Origin of the sequence: Fictibacillus halophilus (assembly GCF_016401385.1) — a bacterium.
Taxonomy (GTDB): Bacteria; Bacillota; Bacilli; order Bacillales; family Fictibacillaceae; genus Fictibacillus; species Fictibacillus halophilus.
Window position 1 is genome coordinate 241,440 of sequence record NZ_JAEACF010000002.1, and the last position, 18,397, is coordinate 259,836.

Sequence of the window (18,397 nt, forward strand, 5' to 3'; positions counted from 1 at the left end):
GTGAAAAAGAAGCATTTTCAGGTGGAAACAGCCAATTTAGCGGCGAACGCGTAACAAATATAAAAACACGTACCGTAAAATTTTCAAACCATAGTTCCATTGATGGCTGCATCCCCAGGAACTTCTCACCTTGCACAACAAAAGCCCACTAACCTTAAAGGTAGTGGGCTTTCTTAAATCTTTATTTACGATAAATATGCACAAACGGTTCTTCTTGCGTTGTTTCGTCCTTTACGATGAGCGCCTCTGGCTGATCGACAGCTGAACCGATATATACTTCTACTGGCACATTCGGCAGCTCGCCTAGTGCAGACGTCGCCACGAACTGGGTAAAGGAGATGATCTCTGCTTTACCGCGGAACTGAACAGGAATCTCTAGCGTCATACGCTCTAGGTTACCGTCTTTATAGTAGCCTTTCCCGATTACGCCGATATAGTTAGGAAAATACTCCTGAACCTTTGATTTAAAAGTGGTGAACTTTTCGTAGTCACTTCGCTTCTTTTTTGAAGCTGCGTCAGATGGGAACAGCACATAATCTTCATCTACGTCTTCCCATGAACTTACTGAGCTGCTTCCTTTTTTCACAACGCCTGAAGCAAAGAAGTTTCCAGGTGTTACAGAATCACGTTCTTCTTCTTGATATAGAGCAAATACGATCGGCACATCTTTAAGCTTTGGATCTGTGCGCAAACGGCTTGCCACTTGTCCAGCTATTTTCTGTGCTTCTTGTTTCACTTTTTCACGCTCAAGCTTAACTTCACCAGGATAGATCAAGCCTTGTTGGTTAACGTCATAGTAGTACGTGGAGTTAAAGGATAACCCGACTACCACACCGCCAAGCTTTACTTTTCCATCACCGCTCTGAACGAGGTAGTTATGCTCAAGAACATACGAAAGATATTTAGGGTTGTTCTTGTTTGCTTCTAGCATCTTATCTTTGTAGCCTGGGTCACCTTCGTCTACTTTTACACCTAGCTTAGGATTCAATCCTGTTTGGTCTAGCTTGCTCTTGCTTTTTCCAGGCTCTTCATCTGCTCTCTTCAGCCAATTCGTTACTGTTGGCTCATTGAGATATTGTCCTTCTTGGAAAAAGTACTTGTCTGTACTGAATGTGTCTTGAGCGATGCGCATCAAGCCCATCTCAAACTCGTTGATATCAAGCCGGTTATCAACGCCATAACGAATTACACCACGAGCACCACCTGGTTCGAACGGAAAAATACTTCGATAGTACTTTTCACCAGTGTTAATTTCCCCTGTTATAATCGCTTTCTCATCTTTTTTGCCCTTTTCTTGCACGATCTTTTCTTCTTTTTCCAGCTCATCGCCACCCCAGCAGCCGGTCAAAAGCAGTAAAGTACTTAAGAAAAGGAGCCCAACCCGTTTCATCATTACGGACACTCCTCTAGTATTGTTGGTTAGCTCTCGCCAATCTTATTTGTTAAGCTCGTCCACCAATTTTTGCTCATCCCAGATTTCAATACCCAGCGTCTTCGCTTTATCAAGCTTAGATCCAGCATCTTCTCCTGCGATCAGCATATCTGTATTCTTACTCACGCTTCCAGTCACTTTCGCTCCTAGGCGCTCCAATTTTTCTTTTGCATCATTACGAGTCAGAATCGACAGTTTACCTGTTAACACCACCGTTTTTCCTGCAAAAGGTGTATCCAGATCTTCAACCTTTACAAGCTTCGGACCTTTGTATTCCATGTTCATACCTAACGTTTTTAGCTCTGCTACGAGCTCGTGCACTTCTGGCTTCGAAAAATAAAGAAGGATAGAGTCAGCCATCTTTTCACCGATCTCTTCAACAGCTAAGAGTTCCTCTTTAGAAGCACTCATCAAACCATCCATCGATTCAAAACGCTGTGCGATCGTCTTTGCCGCTTTCGCTCCAACGTGACGAATGCCAAGCCCAAATAGAAGGCGCTCTAATGAATTTTCTTTCGACTTTTCAATCGCTGCAAGCAAATTATCTACCGACTTCTCACCCATACGCTCTAATTCTAACAGTTTCTCGCGCTCTAGCTTAAACAAATCGGCAAAGTTTTGAATTAATTTTTCCTTAAATAGCTGTGCGACTACTTTTTCACCAAGCCCATCAATGTTCATGGCGTTTCGGGATACGAAGTGAATGAATCCTTCTCGAATCTGTGCCGGGCATTGCGGGTTCAAGCACCTTAACGCCACTTCCCCGTCTAAACGCTCTAGCTTGCTGTCGCACTCTGGGCACTCTGTTGGCATATTAAAATCGATCTCATCACCAGTACGGCGCTCTGTGATCACATTCACGACTTCAGGGATGATGTCACCGGCTTTTTTAACAACCACATAATCACCGAGCTTGATATCTTTTTCACGGATCAAGTCTTCATTATGTAAAGAAGCACGCTTTACCGTCGTTCCCGCTACTAAAACAGGCTGCAGCAGTGCAGTGGGAGTCACGACACCTGTACGTCCTACGTTCAACTCGATGCCTTCAAGCTTTGTTACCACTTCTTCAGCTGGGAACTTATACGCGATCGCCCAACGCGGGTTCTTCGCCGTGAATCCTAGCTCCTCTTGCTGATACAGAGAGTTCACTTTGATTACGATTCCATCGATTTCATACGGAAGGTCTGGTCGCTTCTCCTGCCAGCTATTCACATATTCGATGACTTCTTCGATGTTCGCGCACTTTTTCCATTCTGGATTCGTTTTAAAACCTAAGTGGTTTAAGTATGTTAAGCTTTCGTCGTGCGAATCGACCGAATGACCTTCAAGCTTTCCTACACCATAAAGAAAAATATCGAGATTACGGCTCGCTGCAATCTTTGGATCAAGCTGACGAAGAGAACCCGCTGCTGCGTTCCGTGGATTCGCAAAAAGCTCTTGTCCTTCTTCTTCTCGATGTGCATTCAGCTTTTGGAAGGATTTCTTCGGCATGAACGCCTCGCCTCGTACTTCAAGCATCACATCTTCTTTTAACTTAAATGGAATAGAACGGATCGTTTTTAAATTATTCGTGATATCCTCACCGATTGTGCCGTCACCGCGTGTAGCTCCACGAACAAAACGACCATCTTGATACGTGAGGGATACGGCTAGTCCGTCGATCTTGAGTTCGGCAACATACGATACGTTCGAACCTACACCATCTCTTACACGGCGGTCAAAATCTCGCAGATCTTGATCGTTGAAGGCATTGCCGAGGCTCAGCATCGGTACGGTATGTTCTACTTTTTCAAAAAAGTCCAAAACAGCACCGCCTACACGTGAGGTAGGCGAGTGCTCGTCATGAAGTTCTGGATGATTGTTTTCAAGCTCGATCAGCTCTTTCATAAGCTGATCATATTCAGCATCAGGTACAGACGGCTTGTCTAGTACATGATATTCATAATTATATTTTTCTAGCATTTCCCGGAGTTCCAGGATGCGCTCCTTGGCTTGTTCTTCGTTCAACCCGTTCCACTCCTTCTTTTCTTACGCTTTTTCAATCGGGGCAAATTTAGCAAGCAGTCTTTTCACACCTACAGGCTGCGGAAACGCGATGTCGAGTTCCATTGAATCTCCTGAACCACGCATGCTTACAACGGTCCCTGTTTCCCATTTGCGGTGTTTGACTTTGTCGCCTACTCTCCATTCCAGTTTCTCCCCACCAGAAGATTGATAGACAGGTGTAACCATTTTCTTTTTCGGTGCCATGAACGATGGCGTAGCTCCTCCACCCGAGCGAGCACTCGCTCCCCACGGCACAGATGGTTTCTCTTTAACTTCGGTTTCGATAAGATCTTCTGGAATCTCAGCGATAAAACGAGATTCCGGATTTGTCGTCGTACGTCCATAAAGGGTACGCATTCTAGCATTTGTTAAGAATAATTCTTCTTCCGCACGTGTGATCCCAACATATGCGAGACGACGTTCTTCTTCCATCTCATTCTCTTCAAAAAGAGCACGGCTATGCGGGAATACCCCTTCTTCAAGACCCATCAAGAAGACCATCGGAAACTCCAGACCTTTTGCAGAGTGAAGGGTCATCAGTACGACAGATTCTTTCGGCTTATCATCTGCTGCATCTTCATCGAGCTTATCAATATCTGCAACAAGTGCAAGATCAGTTAAGAACGCGATCAATGATTTATCATCTTGTTTCTTTTCAAAGTCTTGCGTAACAGAAATAAACTCGTCGATGTTCTCTAAACGGCTTTGTGCTTCGATCGTTTTCTCAGCTTTTAGCGCATCACGATAGCCCGTCTTGCTAAGCACTTCTTCTGTTAGTTCAGTCACAGAAAGAAATTCCTGCTGACGCGTCCAGTTCGTAACAAACTCTGAAAACTCTCTTAAAGAGTTTGTTGCACGTGCACTAAGACCAATCTGTTCAACTTCTTGAAGCGCTTGATACATGGAAAGATCATTGTTTGCCGCATACTGTGCCACTTTATCCATAGAAGACGCACCAATCCCGCGCTTCGGTACATTTACGATACGTTGCAGTGAAATATCATCGTCTGGATTCGATATCAATCGAAGATACGCTAAGATGTCTTTAATCTCTTTTCTATCATAGAACTTTGTGCCGCCGACGATATTGTACGGAATGTTCGACTTAATCAAAACTTCCTCAATAACACGAGATTGAGCATTTGTTCGATACAGGATTGCGATGTCATTATACGAACGTTTGCCTGATGATACGGCTTCACGAATCTTACCTGTTACGTAATAGCTCTCACCTTGCTCATCATCGCCTTGGTAGTACGTGATGCTTGCGCCATCCGTATTATCTGTCCAAAGATTCTTTGGCTTACGGTTCATGTTGTTTTCGATCACTTTATTGGCTGCTTGAAGAATCTTTTTCGTAGAACGATAGTTTTGCTCTAATAGGATAACTTCAGCATCATTGTAGTCTTTTTCAAACGATAGAATGTTCGCGATATCTGCGCCACGCCAGCCATAGATAGACTGATCAGAGTCTCCTACCACACAAAGGTTGCGGAATCGATCAGCTAGCATTTTAACGAGCATATATTGCGCTCTGTTCGTATCTTGATACTCATCCACATGAATATATTGAAACTTGCGTTGATAGAACTCGAGCACTTCAGGTACTTTTGCGAAAAGCTGGATCGTCGTCATGATCAGATCATCAAAATCTAACGCCTGGTTCTTACGCAGTCGCTTTTCATAGCCTTCATAAACTTCCTGAACAACACCTTCAAAGTGCCCGTTCGCCACTTTCGCAAAATCTGCTGCTGTTTTTAGTTCGTTCTTTAAAGAGGAAATCGCGCTTAAAATTCCACGAGGTTCGTATTTTTTCGGATCATAGTTCAGATCTTTCAATACCGCTTTTACAACAGACAATTGATCTGTCGCATCTAAGATCGTAAAGTTACGGTTAATTCCGATTCGATCGATATCACGACGCAAAATGCGTACGCACATGGAGTGGAACGTAGAAATCCAGATCTCTTCTGCTACTGGTCCTGTAATCTTTGCGACCCTTTCCTTCATCTCTCGTGCTGCTTTATTTGTAAACGTGATCGCAAGAATGTTCCATGGAGCCACTTCTTTTTCCATCATTAAATAAGCGATACGGTGAGTTAATACTCTCGTCTTACCGCTTCCCGCACCAGCCATCAATAACAACGGCCCGTCTGTATGTTTTACTGCCGCTTTCTGCTCAGGATTCAGTCCTGATAATAGCTTTTCAATCATTTGATGCATACTCATTCTTCATTCACCGCCCGAACATATATTCTTATTTTTATTCTCACTCATTTTTGAGATTTTATCAACTTTTACTTAACCGCTTCAACCGTTTCAATCGCCGCGTTTACATCGTCGTAAATAACGTTTCCGACAACAACTGTATCCGCAAACTCTGCCATCTCTCTTGCTTGTTCAGCCGAATGAATGCCGCCTCCATAATAGAGGATCGTGTTTTCAAGTGCGCCCTTTACTTGGCGAACGATTTCGACATCACCGTATTTGCCGCTGTATTCCAAATAAAAGATCGGAAGCTTAAACATTTTTTCGGCCAAGCGGGCATATGCTACAACATCATCTGCCGAGAGATCACTGTCGGCACTCGAACGTTTTGCAGCCGCACAATCTGGATTTAAGATGCAATACCCTTCTGTAAGAATCTCGTCCCAGTTCATGATGTCGCCAAATTCTTTTAGTGCTTCTGTATGAAGCCCCGTAATGAAGTTAGCATCCTTTGCATTTAATACGGTAGGAATATAGTAAAAATCGAATCCTGGTGTAAGTGATTCGATATTAGATACTTCAAGCACACAAGGAACCGCAAATCTGCGTATTCGTGACATAAGGTCTAACGTATTATCAAGCGTTACGCCACTGGATCCCCCGACGATAACAGCGTCCGTTCCGCTCTCACAGATCTTTTCCAGGTCACTGTCACTGATCTCTTTATCAGGGTCTAGCTTAAACACATGCTTCCATTTTCGATAATCAAACATTGTGTTCTTCCTTTCATGTTTAGAAACACCCGTGCCTGCCATTTTAACAAGCCAGTTCTGTACTTCTGCATTATAACAAAAATAAGGTTCTCACTCTATGATTCATCATGTGGAAAGATTGTGAAGTTCATACTGCTTTTTGGGAGGAATAGCTATGCTTATGTGGCATATCGACGACGAAATCATGCTAAAGCAAGCAGACGTTAAAGAATCCGATAACATCTATAGATTGCTAGAGAAATCACGTCATCATCTTGGACCGTGGATCAGCTGGGTCGATTATACCCAATCTAGCGGTGAGATGCGGCAGTTCATAAAAACGGTGAACAAAAAGATGAAAGACCAGACAGATGTTGTTCTTTTTATTTGGTATCGCGGACAAGTAGCTGGCTCTGTTGCTTTATATGATATTAAGTGGCACAACCAGTCTGGTATGCTTGGTTATTGGGTGGGTACAGGATTCGAAGGTCATGGAATCGCACAGCGGGCAGTAAAAGGAATGCTTATGTACGCCTATTACACGTTGATGCTGAATCGCGTGGAGCTGCGTGCTGCGGTTCAAAACGAAAAAAGCATCAAGCTCGCCCGCCGACTAGGCTTCCAAGCGGAAGGCGTTGTCAGGCAGGCAGAATGGATTCGCGGAAACTGCCGCGACCAAGTCCAGATGAGCTTGATGAAGAATGAACTTCATTAAATTTCAGGATTTAAAACGTGAGTGACATATTCTTGTGCGCTTTGTTCTAACGCTACTTCTGACGCACGAATCGCGCTATGAAAAACGAATGGCGAGATGTAACGAGTTCCGATCAAGTTAGAAGTCGCTTGGAACGGACGAAGCAATTCGCTGATCGTATAGTGGTTGTAGCCGCCAGCTTTATAAGAGAAGTCTGGTCCTCCTGTTGAAATCGCAAGTACTAACTCTTTTCCATGTAATGCGTCGCCTCCAGGACCATAAGCCCAACCGAACGCTAGTACTTGATCTTGCCATTCTTTTAAAAGTGAAGGTGAGCTGTACCAGTAGAACGGAAATTGTAACACGATGCGATCGTGTTGAAGCAACATGCGCTGTTCTTCTTCAACGTTGATTTTTCCGTCCGGATACAGATCGTAAAGTTTTCGAACCGTAACATGGTCCTGTTTCTCTATTTCCTCAGCCCATCTTTTATTTACTGTAGAGTTCTGTAGATTCGGATGTGCGATAATGACGAGTGTCTTTTTCATTGATAGATCTCCTTTTTTAGGCTGTTTTCGTTTGCATTGAAGCTTGTGTAAGTAGTTGATTTACACTCCAGGTCGCTCGCTTTCCACGGGGCGTACGGTGAGCCTCCTGCCGCTACGCGCCTTTAGGAGTCTCCACCTGGCCGCTCGTCCCGTAGGAGTCGGCAACCTTGCGTTACAATCAACTTGCAATGACGAGGGTATAAAAGATTTAAAAGCAACAAATGCTGCAGAAAAGGAGCCTTATACTAATAAAATGACATTTGCTTGTACAAACAACTCAAATGATAAAGATGAGAGCTCTTATGACTCGAGCTGCCCTGCTGCTAGATGTGTGGCTTTTGTGAGTGCTTTTCCTTCTTCTTCTCCTAAAAGATCGGAGTATGTTTGGTAAAGATCTTTCCATGCTTTTTCGAGATCTGTTTGAATCTCAATGCCCGCTTGTGTCGGATGGATGTGCGACATCTTTCCTTGGACCTTACGCTCTGCAAGTCCCTTAACAACAAGCTTATCCACAAATCTTGTAATCGTACTTGGTGTCATGTGTAGTTCTTCCGCCAATTCCGATTGAGAAATTCCAGGTTTGTTGTTTACGAGCATCATCATAAAGCCATGAGTAGGCGTAATGCCAGTTGGTCTAAACGATTCCTCAGCCATTTTCGATATCACGCGAGAAAGTTTGTTCACGGTAAAATATAAACAGTTTTCTAGATACTTTTCGGGCATTTTAGCACCTCTTTTACATCATTATTGTTGTTTGTACATACAACTATAAATTGTAGTGTGATTTCTGTCAATATTTTAAGTATATAAGGGTCCTTGGCTGTCGCCAAGTTTACATTTTAGTGTTTTACAAGGGGGTAAGTCTACCGTGCTGGCTTGAATCCTAAAGTTTATGCTCTCAATCCACAAGTTTGGGTGCTCAATCCACGAGTTTTAGGGTTGAATCCTAAAGTTTTTACAGTTTATCCACGAGTCTACAATCCTCGACATCTATCGACAAGCCTAAAACTACTCCCGCTACATACACTACCCTCACAAAATACAAAAAACCCACCTCTCAGGCAGGTTTTCGTCTCATTATTTTGCTTCTTCTTCTTCATGAACGCGGTCGAGTACCATCGCGTATGCGTCGTTTCCAAAATTCAAGCAACGTTTTACACGTGAGATGGTCGCTGTGCTCGCTCCTGTTTCACTCTCGATCTTGTGATAGGTTTTTCCTTCACGAAGCATGCGCGCTACTTCAAGTCGCTGCGCCAAAGATTGAATCTCGTTCATCGTACAAAGATCATCAAAGAATCGATAGCATTCTTCCATATCCTTCAGCGATAAAACCGATTCAAAAAGCTGATCTAGTGCTTTTCCTCGTAGTTTATCAATTTGCATGAAACATGCACTCCTTTTTATTGCATCTTAACCGAATCTTCCATTCCACTCGGTACAATGTTAATCCATGTCTTTCCTGGAACGAACGCTCCACCGTCCGGAACGATTCTTCCGTTTTCGTTTTTCCACGAAATGTTTTGTGCGACACCATTCTGAATCAGAATCGCATCTCCGCCTGACGTTAAGTTGATCTCTCGTCTGCCGGCATCATCGATTACCCGGTGAGCCGCTTCAACAATGAATACATTGCTTACCGTAATGGGTGTTTCGGTCTCACGATCTATCGTTGGTTCATTGTTGCTGCTTCTCGCGTACGTCTTCTTTTTGTTAGAGTACGTAAATCCTACTGTTTCCCCGCCTGGATAGGAAATCATAATCTCTTTTGCAGATGCGCCTTCTATTGTTTTAGCACTTTTACTAGTTAAAAACGAAAGCATATCCAGATCATCCGATTGCTCTGCGCCGATTTTCTCCATCCCTTTTTGAATATTTTCATAGGTGATGTAAGAGTTATGAGGCGCTTTTCTAAAATCAGCTCGATTGAAAAGAACACCATCGTAATCCATTCCGTTCAGGTGATCAATCGTTCCGCTATCGAGAATCTCTTTCGCTTCAGGACTGAATCCGTGTGCCACGAATAATGAATGATAGCCACGTGAGAGTTCGATGTAATAATCTCTCGCGCTGCGAACTGGTCCTACTACTTCTGGCATCTCACTTTGGAAGATCGCTAAGAAGCGTGTAAGTTCTCCCTCAGCTAATACTTCGTAAACGATGTCAGCTTTATGAAGTCCAGATTGCGATCGTGCTTTCGGGTGGTTGTTCACCATGACCGAAACTGCACGATGATCTACCTCTTCATTCGTTCCCAAGCCAGTGAGTGGATAAACAGAAGAGTACTCCTCTTTTTTTGAATCCGTAGCTTCAGCTTTATCTACTTTACCGTCTTCTAAGACTTTATCTGTTGCGTCCTTACATGCAGACAGCGTTAATACCGTGATCATCGCCATCAAGATGATGTACCACTTTTTCATTGGGCTCACTACCTTTGTATCGTATTATTTTGCCCAATCCTTTTCTATATTAACGCATAATCGAAGGAAAGAGTAACCCTTTCTTTTTAACATCGTAAATGCCTCTTTGCGTAATGCGGATGTATGGCAAGTGTGTGGAAGAGAAAAACAAAAGCGAATAGATTGGATCTTCGTATTGGTATCCTCTTTCTCTTAGTGCGTTCGTTAATCTTTTCTCTTCTACCACTAGTTCTTCTATACTAAGATTCGACATTCCTCCCGCTAAAGGAAGTTTTATCTCAGCAACGATCTCGCCTCTCTCCGCAAGAACGATGCCTCCGCCGACTTCTTTTAAGCGTTCGAACGCCACAGCCATATCTTTTTTGCTTTTTCCGATGATCAGAAGATCTCCCGTATTGGAATACGAGCTCGCAAAGCCATACAGATTTTTCGCAAAACCCTTTACGACCGTATTGATTCTCCACTTTCCTTCTTTATCGATCAGCATTAAGAAACACTCGTCTGATTCCTCGTTAATCTCTTCAGAAAAAGGATTGATCGATACATTATATGGCCGTGTGATGACACTATTGTACATTTCTATACCAACGAGACCAGAAAACTGAAAATCCTCGTCTTGAAGGTCCCATGTGATCTCTCTTTTTCGGATACCATGACCTTCCCAATCAAAGTCAAAATCTCGATCCTCACTAACATCCTTACCGTCACGCTTCATCCATTTTCCTTTTGCCAAAACAGATTCAGGCAGAGGATTTGTTACGTCATCTAAAATATTTAAATGTGCGACTCGTCCTGCGGCAACCATACCGAAGAGGTGATCCAGACCATAATATCTAGCCACGTTATAAGAGACCATCATATACGCATCCACTGGATCAAGCCCTGCTTCAAGCGCAATCTCTAGCATCTTATCGGTAACCCCTTCTTCATAAAAAGCAGGTGTAGAACCGTCTGTCGTCATAAAGATGCGCTCAAAGTTCGTGATCCCTTCTTCTTTCATCTGACGCAACAGCTTCGGCAGATCGGGACGAATCGAAGAATAACGAAGCGACACTTGAAGACCAGCATTCAACCGGTCCATGACTTCCGTACCTGTCATCGCTTCATGATCACAGTCCACACCGAGTAACGTCATCGCCGTTAACGTTTTTTCAGAAGCTCCTGGCAGATGCCCTTCGATCTTCTTTCCGGCTTTCTTCGTCTTCAGCATCCAATGCAACAGCGTATCATCGCCATGCAGCACTCGCGGCCAGCTCGTTAATTCGCCGCCTTGAAGAACGTATGGGCTCTCGAGAAGCTGTCTAACGCTTTTTTCGGAAAAATAATTCTCTTCTTCTAGTAGCTCTGTTTGCGCGTCATACCGGCACCACCAAAAGAAATTAGAAGGCAGATCGTTCACGTCCTCCATAAAAGAAAGCGCTTTCGAAATACTCATTTCAAAAAGCAGCATAAAGTTATCGGCTAAAAATACGGACGTTCCACGCTGCAATGCATATCGCGAGAGCGACTGGGGATTATAAAGTTGAAATGGATGACAATGAGGTTCAATATATCCCGGCACAACAAACTTACCTTCTAGATCTGTGATTTCCGTTCCTGTTGTTTGTTCAGGCATCTTTTCGCCTACATAGACGATGCGGTCTTGAAGGATCCAGATGTTTGCTTTTACCCATTTTTTAAGAGCTGTGTTCAAATAAGTAGCGTTTGTTAAGACAAGCGACGGTGCCAATTCACCCTGAATGACGGCCACTTGTTTGCGCATTTGCGCTTTTGTCCAAAAAGCAATGTGTTGGTTCATGTTGGATCACCTGTCTTCTCTCTGAAAATTTCGTTTTTTCAAGAATACCATATTCGCTAAGTAAATTGGTGAAAATTGAAAGGAGTATCACAATGAGACAAAATATTGGTTTAGTTAATAGTATGATTCGTATTATTGCGGGTCTGACACTGCTTTCTGTTTATACAGCAAAGCTGACAAGAAAGCCTTACAAAGAGTCATACATCCTTATGATCTTAATGGGTGCGATGAAAGTAGCAGAAGGAATCGTTCGCTACTGCCCAGTGACTGACCTTCTTCACAAAAGCAAAGAAATGAACGACATGGATCTTGGTAACATCGCGGAAGAAGGTTCGCCGTTCAACCCTTCATAATAAGAAGGAGGCACCACTATGCCCACTCATTCTTTACTAAAAGGCAACAGACCTCTGTTCAGTTTATTGGTCGTTGTCTTTATTACCCATCTTGGCTCGTATCTTGTCTTGCCTGTTCTTCCTATCCTCTTAAAAGTGGAAACCGGACTAACAGCGGCACAGATTGGTTTTACTCTCGCTGTTATCTCGATCTTCATGCAAGTCGGAAGTGTGGTCGGAGGCGTATTCGCTGATCGGACAGGAAGACGCTTCATCATCGCACTTGGTGCTTTAATACGGGCTGGCGGGCTGATAGGTTTCGCTTATTTTTCAACTTATTCACTGATCCTTTTAACAGCTGCGATCTCTGGGTTAGGTCTTGGGCTTAATGCCCCTTCTACAAAAGCTTTTATTTCTTCACTCGTTAAGGCGGACATGAGATCTACTGCTTTTTCGTTGCGCGGTATTTTTGCCAATATTGGAATGGCCATTGCTGGATTAACTGTGTTCGCTTTATTTACAGGAAGTTCGAAACTTATCTTTATCACCGCTGCTGTTATTTATTTAGGAGCAAGCGTGATCAGTTGGTTCTTCTTGCCTGCAGGGTGTGGGGACGAAAATTGCCGGGAAGTAAAGTGGAGTGAATATCGACAAGCTTTGAAGAACATACCTTTTCTTGTTTTTGTGATGGCTACCATTTTTGTTTGGGCGCTTTACGTACAGTTTGCACTCGTGCTCCCGCTTCGAGCTGAAAATGTCCTGTCCAATGGAAAAGACATCAGCATCATCTGGACCATCAACAGCATCACGGTCATATTAGCTCAAACGCTTATAACAAAAAATATTATCCGAAACATTCATCCCTTGACTTCTGTTGGTATAGGGGCGATCTGTATCGGATCAGCTCTCGGAAGTTTATATTTTGCGAACACTTTATTTTTCTTTGTTTTTACCGGAATCATCTTTATCACTGGTGAGATGCTGATCATGCCAACGTTGGATACGTCGATCTCACAGCTTGCGGCTGCCCGGTTTCTTGGGATGTTCTTTGGATTAGCCAGCGTTTTCACAGGGATTGGGGAAGCGATTGGAAATTCAATCGGAGGACGTTTGTTTGAAGTGGCAGATGGCGGACAAAGTGCTGTTCCTTATGTAACATACGTGATAGCAGGATTTGTCATTTTTATAGGGATGCAGTTGTTGCGCCGGTGGAATCCGTTGTCTATCATACAGCCGCCTAAACTCATGCCAACGGCAGCTCCGAACACGGATTCAGCCACATCTCATCCAAATCCAATTAATGAAGGCTGACAAACAAGGTTTTGATCAACCATTGTCCGTCAGCCCTCAATTTCAATATAGGAGGTTAGCAGCAATATGAGTTATGAATACTTAATGGATACTGCTTTTCTTTATATCTTGCTTATCGGCGGAATCATCGCCATCTCGTTTGTATTTATTAAGAAGAGACGTGCGAAATAGCTCGAAACCCGATATCTTTTCGATAAAAAGAGCCTTCGCACGTGATTTTCTTCATTTCTCTGTAGACGTTGTCCTGAGCTTCACTTAGTGAATGTCCTTTAGAGACTACCAATAACACCCGGCCACCATCAGTTAAAAGAGATTCATTTTCTCTTTTCGTACCAGCATGAAAAACGGTAGAATCACCTGAAATGTTTTCTAGCCCCGTGATCGCTTGAGGTTTTGAAGAAGAAACCGGGTAACCATCGGATGCAAGAACAACACCTAGTACGGATTCTTCAGACCATTTAAGTTCCGGCTTTTTGCCGTTTAAAAGGGATAAAAGAAGATCAGCTAGATCATTTTGCAAGCGCGGCAGAATCACTTGTGTTTCCGGGTCACCGAAGCGCGCGTTAAACTCGATCACTTTCGGACCATTCTTTGTTAAGATTAAGCCCGCATAAAGAATCCCTGTAAAAGGAGTGCCTTCTTGTTTCATCGCAGAAACGGTTGGCTGAACGATCTCTTTTATCGCTTTTTGGATGTCAGCGTCAGAAATTTGAGGAACGGGTGAGTAAGCCCCCATCCCACCTGTGTTCGGTCCCTTATCTCCGTCATACGCACGTTTATGATCTTGTGCGATTTCCATCGGAAGGACAATCTCGTCATGCACGAAAGACATTAACGAAAATTCTTCCCCTTCCAAGAATTCTTCAACAACTACCGTTTCACTCGCAGAACCAAAGCGTTTGTCCACCATCAGCTCATGTAGACCCTCTTCCGCTTCTTCTAAGGTCATTGCCACAATGACACCTTTACCTGCCGCAAGCCCGTCCGCTTTCAACACGATTGGTGCTCCTTTTTCTCGAACATATGCTAGAGCTTCATTGTAATTCGTAAACGTTTCAGAAGCAGCTGTTGGGATGTCATACTTTTTCATAAGATCCTTCGCGAACGATTTTGAGCCTTCGATCTCTGCTGCTGCTTTAGACGGACCGAAGATAACAAGGCCTTCTTCTGTGAAACGATCTACGATGCCTTCTAGTAAAGGGACTTCAGGTCCAACGAATGTTAACCCTATTTTGTTTGTTTTTGCAAAAGTTATAAGCTCATCGATGTTGGTTTCTTTGATGGAAACACATGTTGCTTGTTGAGCCATGCCTGGGTTTCCTGGTGCAGCAAACACTTGTGTGACGCTCGGGCTGTTGGCAAACTTCCACACGAGCGCATGTTCACGTCCACCTTTGCCGATTACAAGAACGTTCATGGTTGCTACCTCCTTTTTTAAATAAACAGAAACGACCGCATGAACCGCTTCTGTTTATTTTTTCTATATAGAATACAGAGCGTTGGAAGATCTTTAAAATCTTTTTCATCATTGAATAGTTGATTGGAGTGCAAGGTGCGAGACTCCTGGGGGATCAGCGGGACAGGTGAGACTCTTAACAGCGCAGAGCGCTAAGAGGCTCACCGCACGCCCCCCGGAAAGCGAGCAACCTGGAACGGAAATCAACCCTTCTACGCACTCCTGAGCCAAAATGATTAGTGCTTAAAGTGTCTTACGCCTGTGAACACCATCGTGATGCCGTGCTCGTCTGCTTTTTTGATAGAATCTTCATCCTTGATCGATCCGCCTGGCTGGATAATCGCTGTAACACCAGCGCGTGCCGCTGCTTCTACGGTGTCATCCATTGGGAAAAATGCATCTGACCCTAGAGCAGAACCTTTTGCACGTTCGCCCGCTTGCTCGATCGCGATTTTCGCTGCGCCAACGCGGTTCATCTGACCCGCACCAACACCTACTGTCATTTCATTTTTCGCTAAGACGATCGCATTTGATTTCACGTGTTTTACCACTTTCCAAGCAAGCTTCAAATCTTTCCACTCTTGCTCAGTCGGCTGGCGTTTTGTAGGAATCGTCACGTTCGCATCATCCAACCCGAAAACGTCTTCTTCTTGAACTAACATTCCGCCAGAAACGGTTGTGATTTTTTTGGCGATTCCTTTGCCTTCTGTAAAATCTAATTTTAATAAACGGATGTTTTTCTTTTTCGTTAGGATCTCTAACGCTTTCACTGTAAATGAAGGAGCGATGATGATCTCTAGGAAAATCTCACTCAATTTTTGAGCTGTTTCTTCATCTATTTCTGTGTTAGCAGCGATGATGCCGCCGAAGATCGATACAGGGTCTGCTTCAAACGCACGGGTGTACGCTTCAAGGATCGTTGAGCCTGTTCCAACGCCACATGGATTCATGTGCTTAACCGCAACAACAGCTGAATCAACGAACTCTTTTACGATCGAAAGTGCTGCATCTGCGTCGTTGATGTTGTTGTACGAAAGCTCTTTTCCGTGAAGCTGTTCAGCGTCTGTTAAAGAGAGCGTGTTCTTCAGTGGCGTCGAATAAAACGCGGCTTTTTGATGAGGGTTCTCACCATATCGAAGGTCCTGTTTCTTTTCATATGTTACCGTGTAGGATTCCGGGTGCTCCTCTTCTACAGCTGCTGTTAAATATTCAGCAATCAACGCATCATAAGCCGCTGTATGACGGAACGTCTTCGCAGCAAGTCTTCGGCGCGTCTCTTCACTTACAGCTCCTGCACCATCAAGCTCATCCGCTACTGTCTCATAGTCTGCCGGATCGACTACGACTGTTACGTAAGCATGATTTTTTGCTGCCGAACGAAGCATGCTCGGTCCGCCGATGTCGATGTTTTCGATTGCGTCAGCGAATGTTGTTCCTTCTTTTGCGATCGTCTCTTTGAACGGATAAAGGTTTACGACTACAAGATCGATCGGAGAGATCTCATTTTCTTGCATCGCTGTTTGATGTGTCTCATTATCTCGAACAGCGAGTAAACCGCCATGAATTTTTGGATGAAGCGTTTTGACACGCCCGTCCATGATCTCAGGAAAACCAATCACTTCGGAAATACCGATTACAGGAATTCCTGCGTCTTGTAACGCTTTTTTTGTTCCGCCTGTAGAGATGATCTCTACGCCGTGATGAGCTAGTTTTTCTGCAAAGTGAAGTAATCCTTCTTTATTTGAAACGCTTATGAGTGCACGTTTGATCGTCAATGTAAGATGCCTCCTACGGTGTCTTTTTGTAATAGTTTGTTGATGATAGCTGGGTATAGTTGGTGTTCTGCTTTTTGGATACGCTGCTGTAAGGTTTGCTCTGTATCGCCAGGCAATACGGGGATTCTTACTTGTTCGATGATCGGCCCTGTATCCATCCCACTGTCTACATAATGAACCGTTACACCTGTTTCGGCAACGTTTGCTTTCAATGCTTGTCCGACCGCATCCTTGCCCGGAAATGCCGGCAGATACGACGGGTGGATATTGATGATACAGCCTTCATACGCTTTTAATAACACCTCACCAACCAGCCTCATATATCCTGCGAGAACGATAAATTCTACTCCATAGGATTGAAGTTCAGAAACGATTTCCTTTTCAAAATCAGCTTTTGATGCAAATGTTTTAGGCAAGAACGAGTACGTCGGAATCCCGAAGTGGCGCGCACGGTCGATCACCTTTGCCCCTGGTTTATCACATACTAAAAGCTCGATATCCGCTTGAAGCTCACCTGCTTCAACCGCGTCTACGATGGCTTGAAAGTTACTTCCGCTTCCAGAAGCAAATACAGCTATTTTTCTCATTCGATGTTTCCTCCGCCAAAGATCACGCCTTCACCTTGTTTCACGCGACCAATGATGTAAGGCTTCTCGCCTGTTTCTTCTAAAAGGCGGATGATCGGGAGCATATTTTCTTCTGAAACCGAGAGCACCATACCAATTCCCATGTTAAATGTTGTGAACATCTCTTTGCGTGTCAGATTTCCTTTTTCTTCGATCAGATCAAAGATGGGAGGAACCGGCCATGAACCATAATCTACTTCCGCAGCAAGACCTTCTGGCAGCATACGAGGAATGTTTTCAATGAATCCGCCGCCTGTAATATGAGCAACACCGTTCACATCAAACTGATTGAACACTTCAAGCAACGGTTTTACATAGATACGAGTCGGTGTTAACAGCTCTTCACCTAATGTTTTAGATAAACTTTCGATTTGTTCGTTCAGATCAAGACCTGCGTTTTCTAATAAAACTTTACGAACGAGTGAAAAACCATTGGAATGAAGACCGTTTGAAGCAAGTCCGATCAATACATCATTCTCACCGATAGAAGAACCGTTAATCAGCTTTGATTTTTCTGCGATTCCAACCGTAAACCCGGCAAGATCATACTCTTCACTGCTATACATGCCAGGCATCTCTGCTGTTTCTCCACCGATGAGCGCACAACCTGCTTGTCCACAGCCATCCGCGATCCCACTAACGATCTGCTCAATCTTCTCAGGGTGAAGCGTGCCGCAAGCAATATAGTCCAGGAAATAAAGCGGCTCCGCGCCTTGTGCTACGATGTCGTTTACGCACATCGCAACCGCATCCACACCAATCGTGTCATGCTTATCCGCCATGAACGCAAGCATCAGTTTTGTCCCTACACCATCTGTTCCGGAAACGAGCACCGGCTCTTTATGTGAGAATCCGGATAGATCGAACATCGCCCCAAATCCACCAAGACCCGCTAATACTTCCGGACGCTTCGTTCTGAGTGCATGCTTCTTGATGCGATCGACCGCTTCATATCCTGCTTCGATGTTCACACCTGCTTGCTTATATGCTTCTGCCATC

Annotated in this window: 17 protein-coding genes; 4 read left to right on the top strand and 13 right to left on the bottom strand. The window is 44.0% G+C overall.

What is annotated here, in order from left to right; all coding sequences use genetic code 11:
* Positions 1 to 181 precede the first annotated feature (181 nt).
* The 4 genes from I5J82_RS18455 to pcrB form a co-directional block, all read right to left on the bottom strand.
* Positions 182 to 1,393: a CamS family sex pheromone protein gene (locus I5J82_RS18455; protein ID WP_198769256.1), complete on the bottom strand. Its 1,212-nt coding sequence runs from the start codon at positions 1,391 to 1,393 to the stop codon at positions 182 to 184.
* 42 nt (positions 1,394 to 1,435) lie between these two features.
* The gene (gene ligA, locus I5J82_RS18460; RefSeq protein ID WP_198769257.1) at positions 1,436 to 3,442 is read right to left on the bottom strand and encodes an NAD-dependent DNA ligase LigA; all 2,007 of its coding nucleotides are present in this window, start codon (positions 3,440 to 3,442) and stop codon (positions 1,436 to 1,438) included.
* Positions 3,443 to 3,463: 21 nt separating this feature from the next.
* Complete coding sequence (gene pcrA, locus I5J82_RS18465; RefSeq protein ID WP_198769288.1) at positions 3,464 to 5,704, bottom strand: DNA helicase PcrA; 2,241 nt, start codon at positions 5,702 to 5,704, stop codon at positions 3,464 to 3,466.
* Between the two features lie 74 nt (positions 5,705 to 5,778).
* Entirely contained in the window at positions 5,779 to 6,462 is a 684-nt protein-coding gene (gene pcrB, locus I5J82_RS18470) for a heptaprenylglyceryl phosphate synthase (protein WP_198769258.1), read from the bottom strand.
* Between the two features lie 154 nt (positions 6,463 to 6,616).
* On the opposite strand from pcrB, the gene I5J82_RS18475 reads away from it, so the two are divergent.
* Positions 6,617 to 7,156, top strand: a complete 540-nt coding sequence (locus I5J82_RS18475; RefSeq protein WP_198769259.1) for a GNAT family N-acetyltransferase — start codon at positions 6,617 to 6,619, stop codon at positions 7,154 to 7,156.
* Here the strand turns inward: I5J82_RS18475 and I5J82_RS18480 are convergent.
* The 5 genes from I5J82_RS18480 to I5J82_RS18500 form a co-directional block, all read right to left on the bottom strand.
* Positions 7,153 to 7,683, bottom strand: a complete 531-nt coding sequence (locus tag I5J82_RS18480; protein WP_198769260.1) for an NAD(P)H-dependent oxidoreductase — start codon at positions 7,681 to 7,683, stop codon at positions 7,153 to 7,155. The genes I5J82_RS18475 and I5J82_RS18480 overlap by 4 nt on opposite strands.
* A 300-nt stretch (positions 7,684 to 7,983) precedes the next feature.
* Complete coding sequence (locus I5J82_RS18485; protein WP_198769261.1) at positions 7,984 to 8,406, bottom strand: MarR family winged helix-turn-helix transcriptional regulator; 423 nt, start codon at positions 8,404 to 8,406, stop codon at positions 7,984 to 7,986.
* Between the two features lie 354 nt (positions 8,407 to 8,760).
* On the bottom strand, positions 8,761 to 9,066 hold the full coding sequence (locus I5J82_RS18490) for a YerC/YecD family TrpR-related protein (RefSeq protein ID WP_066242834.1): 306 nt from the start codon (positions 9,064 to 9,066) through the stop codon (positions 8,761 to 8,763).
* A gap of 17 nt (positions 9,067 to 9,083) precedes the next feature.
* A complete protein-coding gene (locus tag I5J82_RS18495; protein ID WP_198769262.1) occupies positions 9,084 to 10,100 on the bottom strand; it encodes a DUF3048 domain-containing protein in 1,017 nt (338 codons plus the stop codon).
* 49 nt (positions 10,101 to 10,149) lie between these two features.
* Complete coding sequence (locus tag I5J82_RS18500) at positions 10,150 to 11,898, bottom strand: adenine deaminase C-terminal domain-containing protein (RefSeq protein ID WP_198769263.1); 1,749 nt, start codon at positions 11,896 to 11,898, stop codon at positions 10,150 to 10,152.
* A 92-nt stretch (positions 11,899 to 11,990) separates the two neighbouring features.
* Here I5J82_RS18500 and I5J82_RS18505 point away from each other — a divergent pair, with 92 nt between their 5' ends.
* The 3 genes from I5J82_RS18505 (at position 11,991) to I5J82_RS20635 (ending at position 13,712) form a co-directional block, all read left to right on the top strand.
* Positions 11,991 to 12,251: a YgaP family membrane protein gene (locus I5J82_RS18505; protein WP_082861228.1), complete on the top strand. Its 261-nt coding sequence runs from the start codon at positions 11,991 to 11,993 to the stop codon at positions 12,249 to 12,251.
* A gap of 18 nt (positions 12,252 to 12,269) precedes the next feature.
* On the top strand, positions 12,270 to 13,541 hold the full coding sequence (locus tag I5J82_RS18510) for an MFS transporter (protein ID WP_198769264.1): 1,272 nt from the start codon (positions 12,270 to 12,272) through the stop codon (positions 13,539 to 13,541).
* Between the two features lie 66 nt (positions 13,542 to 13,607).
* Positions 13,608 to 13,712 (top strand): EYxxD motif small membrane protein, encoded by a 105-nt coding sequence (locus tag I5J82_RS20635; RefSeq protein WP_328086095.1) that lies wholly within the window; start codon positions 13,608 to 13,610, stop codon positions 13,710 to 13,712.
* Here the strand turns inward: I5J82_RS20635 and purD are convergent.
* The 4 genes from purD to purM form a co-directional block, all read right to left on the bottom strand.
* The gene (gene purD / locus I5J82_RS18515; RefSeq protein ID WP_198769265.1) at positions 13,690 to 14,958 is read right to left on the bottom strand and encodes a phosphoribosylamine--glycine ligase; all 1,269 of its coding nucleotides are present in this window, start codon (positions 14,956 to 14,958) and stop codon (positions 13,690 to 13,692) included. The two genes, I5J82_RS20635 and purD, sit on opposite strands and share 23 nt — an antisense overlap.
* Before the next feature lie 275 nt (positions 14,959 to 15,233).
* Entirely contained in the window at positions 15,234 to 16,772 is a 1,539-nt protein-coding gene (gene purH, locus I5J82_RS18520; RefSeq protein WP_198769266.1) for a bifunctional phosphoribosylaminoimidazolecarboxamide formyltransferase/IMP cyclohydrolase, read from the bottom strand.
* Positions 16,769 to 17,359 (bottom strand): phosphoribosylglycinamide formyltransferase, encoded by a 591-nt coding sequence (purN, locus tag I5J82_RS18525; protein WP_066390824.1) that lies wholly within the window; start codon positions 17,357 to 17,359, stop codon positions 16,769 to 16,771. The genes purH and purN overlap by 4 nt, the downstream gene beginning before the upstream one ends.
* Complete coding sequence (purM, locus tag I5J82_RS18530; protein ID WP_198769267.1) at positions 17,356 to 18,396, bottom strand: phosphoribosylformylglycinamidine cyclo-ligase; 1,041 nt, start codon at positions 18,394 to 18,396, stop codon at positions 17,356 to 17,358. Before purM ends, purN begins: the two co-directional genes overlap by 4 nt.
* Position 18,397: the final 1 nt, after the last annotated feature.

Coding starts and splice junctions, on each gene's coding strand:
- I5J82_RS18455 (WP_198769256.1), bottom strand. CDS start 1,393: ATGATGAAACGGGTTGGGCTCCTTTTCTTAAGTACTTTACTGCTTTTG.
- pcrA (WP_198769288.1), bottom strand. CDS start 5,704: ATGCATCAAATGATTGAAAAGCTATTATCAGGACTGAATCCTGAGCAG.
- pcrB (WP_198769258.1), bottom strand. CDS start 6,462: ATGTTTGATTATCGAAAATGGAAGCATGTGTTTAAGCTAGACCCTGAT.
- I5J82_RS18475 (WP_198769259.1), top strand. CDS start 6,617: ATGCTTATGTGGCATATCGACGACGAAATCATGCTAAAGCAAGCAGAC.
- I5J82_RS18480 (WP_198769260.1), bottom strand. CDS start 7,683: ATGAAAAAGACACTCGTCATTATCGCACATCCGAATCTACAGAACTCT.
- I5J82_RS18485 (WP_198769261.1), bottom strand. CDS start 8,406: ATGCCCGAAAAGTATCTAGAAAACTGTTTATATTTTACCGTGAACAAA.
- I5J82_RS18490 (WP_066242834.1), bottom strand. CDS start 9,066: ATGCAAATTGATAAACTACGAGGAAAAGCACTAGATCAGCTTTTTGAA.
- I5J82_RS18495 (WP_198769262.1), bottom strand. CDS start 10,100: ATGAAAAAGTGGTACATCATCTTGATGGCGATGATCACGGTATTAACG.
- I5J82_RS18500 (WP_198769263.1), bottom strand. CDS start 11,898: ATGAACCAACACATTGCTTTTTGGACAAAAGCGCAAATGCGCAAACAA.
- I5J82_RS18505 (WP_082861228.1), top strand. CDS start 11,991: ATGAGACAAAATATTGGTTTAGTTAATAGTATGATTCGTATTATTGCG.
- I5J82_RS18510 (WP_198769264.1), top strand. CDS start 12,270: ATGCCCACTCATTCTTTACTAAAAGGCAACAGACCTCTGTTCAGTTTA.
- I5J82_RS20635 (WP_328086095.1), top strand. CDS start 13,608: ATGAGTTATGAATACTTAATGGATACTGCTTTTCTTTATATCTTGCTT.
- purD (WP_198769265.1), bottom strand. CDS start 14,958: ATGAACGTTCTTGTAATCGGCAAAGGTGGACGTGAACATGCGCTCGTG.
- purN (WP_066390824.1), bottom strand. CDS start 17,359: ATGAGAAAAATAGCTGTATTTGCTTCTGGAAGCGGAAGTAACTTTCAA.
- purM (WP_198769267.1), bottom strand. CDS start 18,396: ATGGCAGAAGCATATAAGCAAGCAGGTGTGAACATCGAAGCAGGATAT.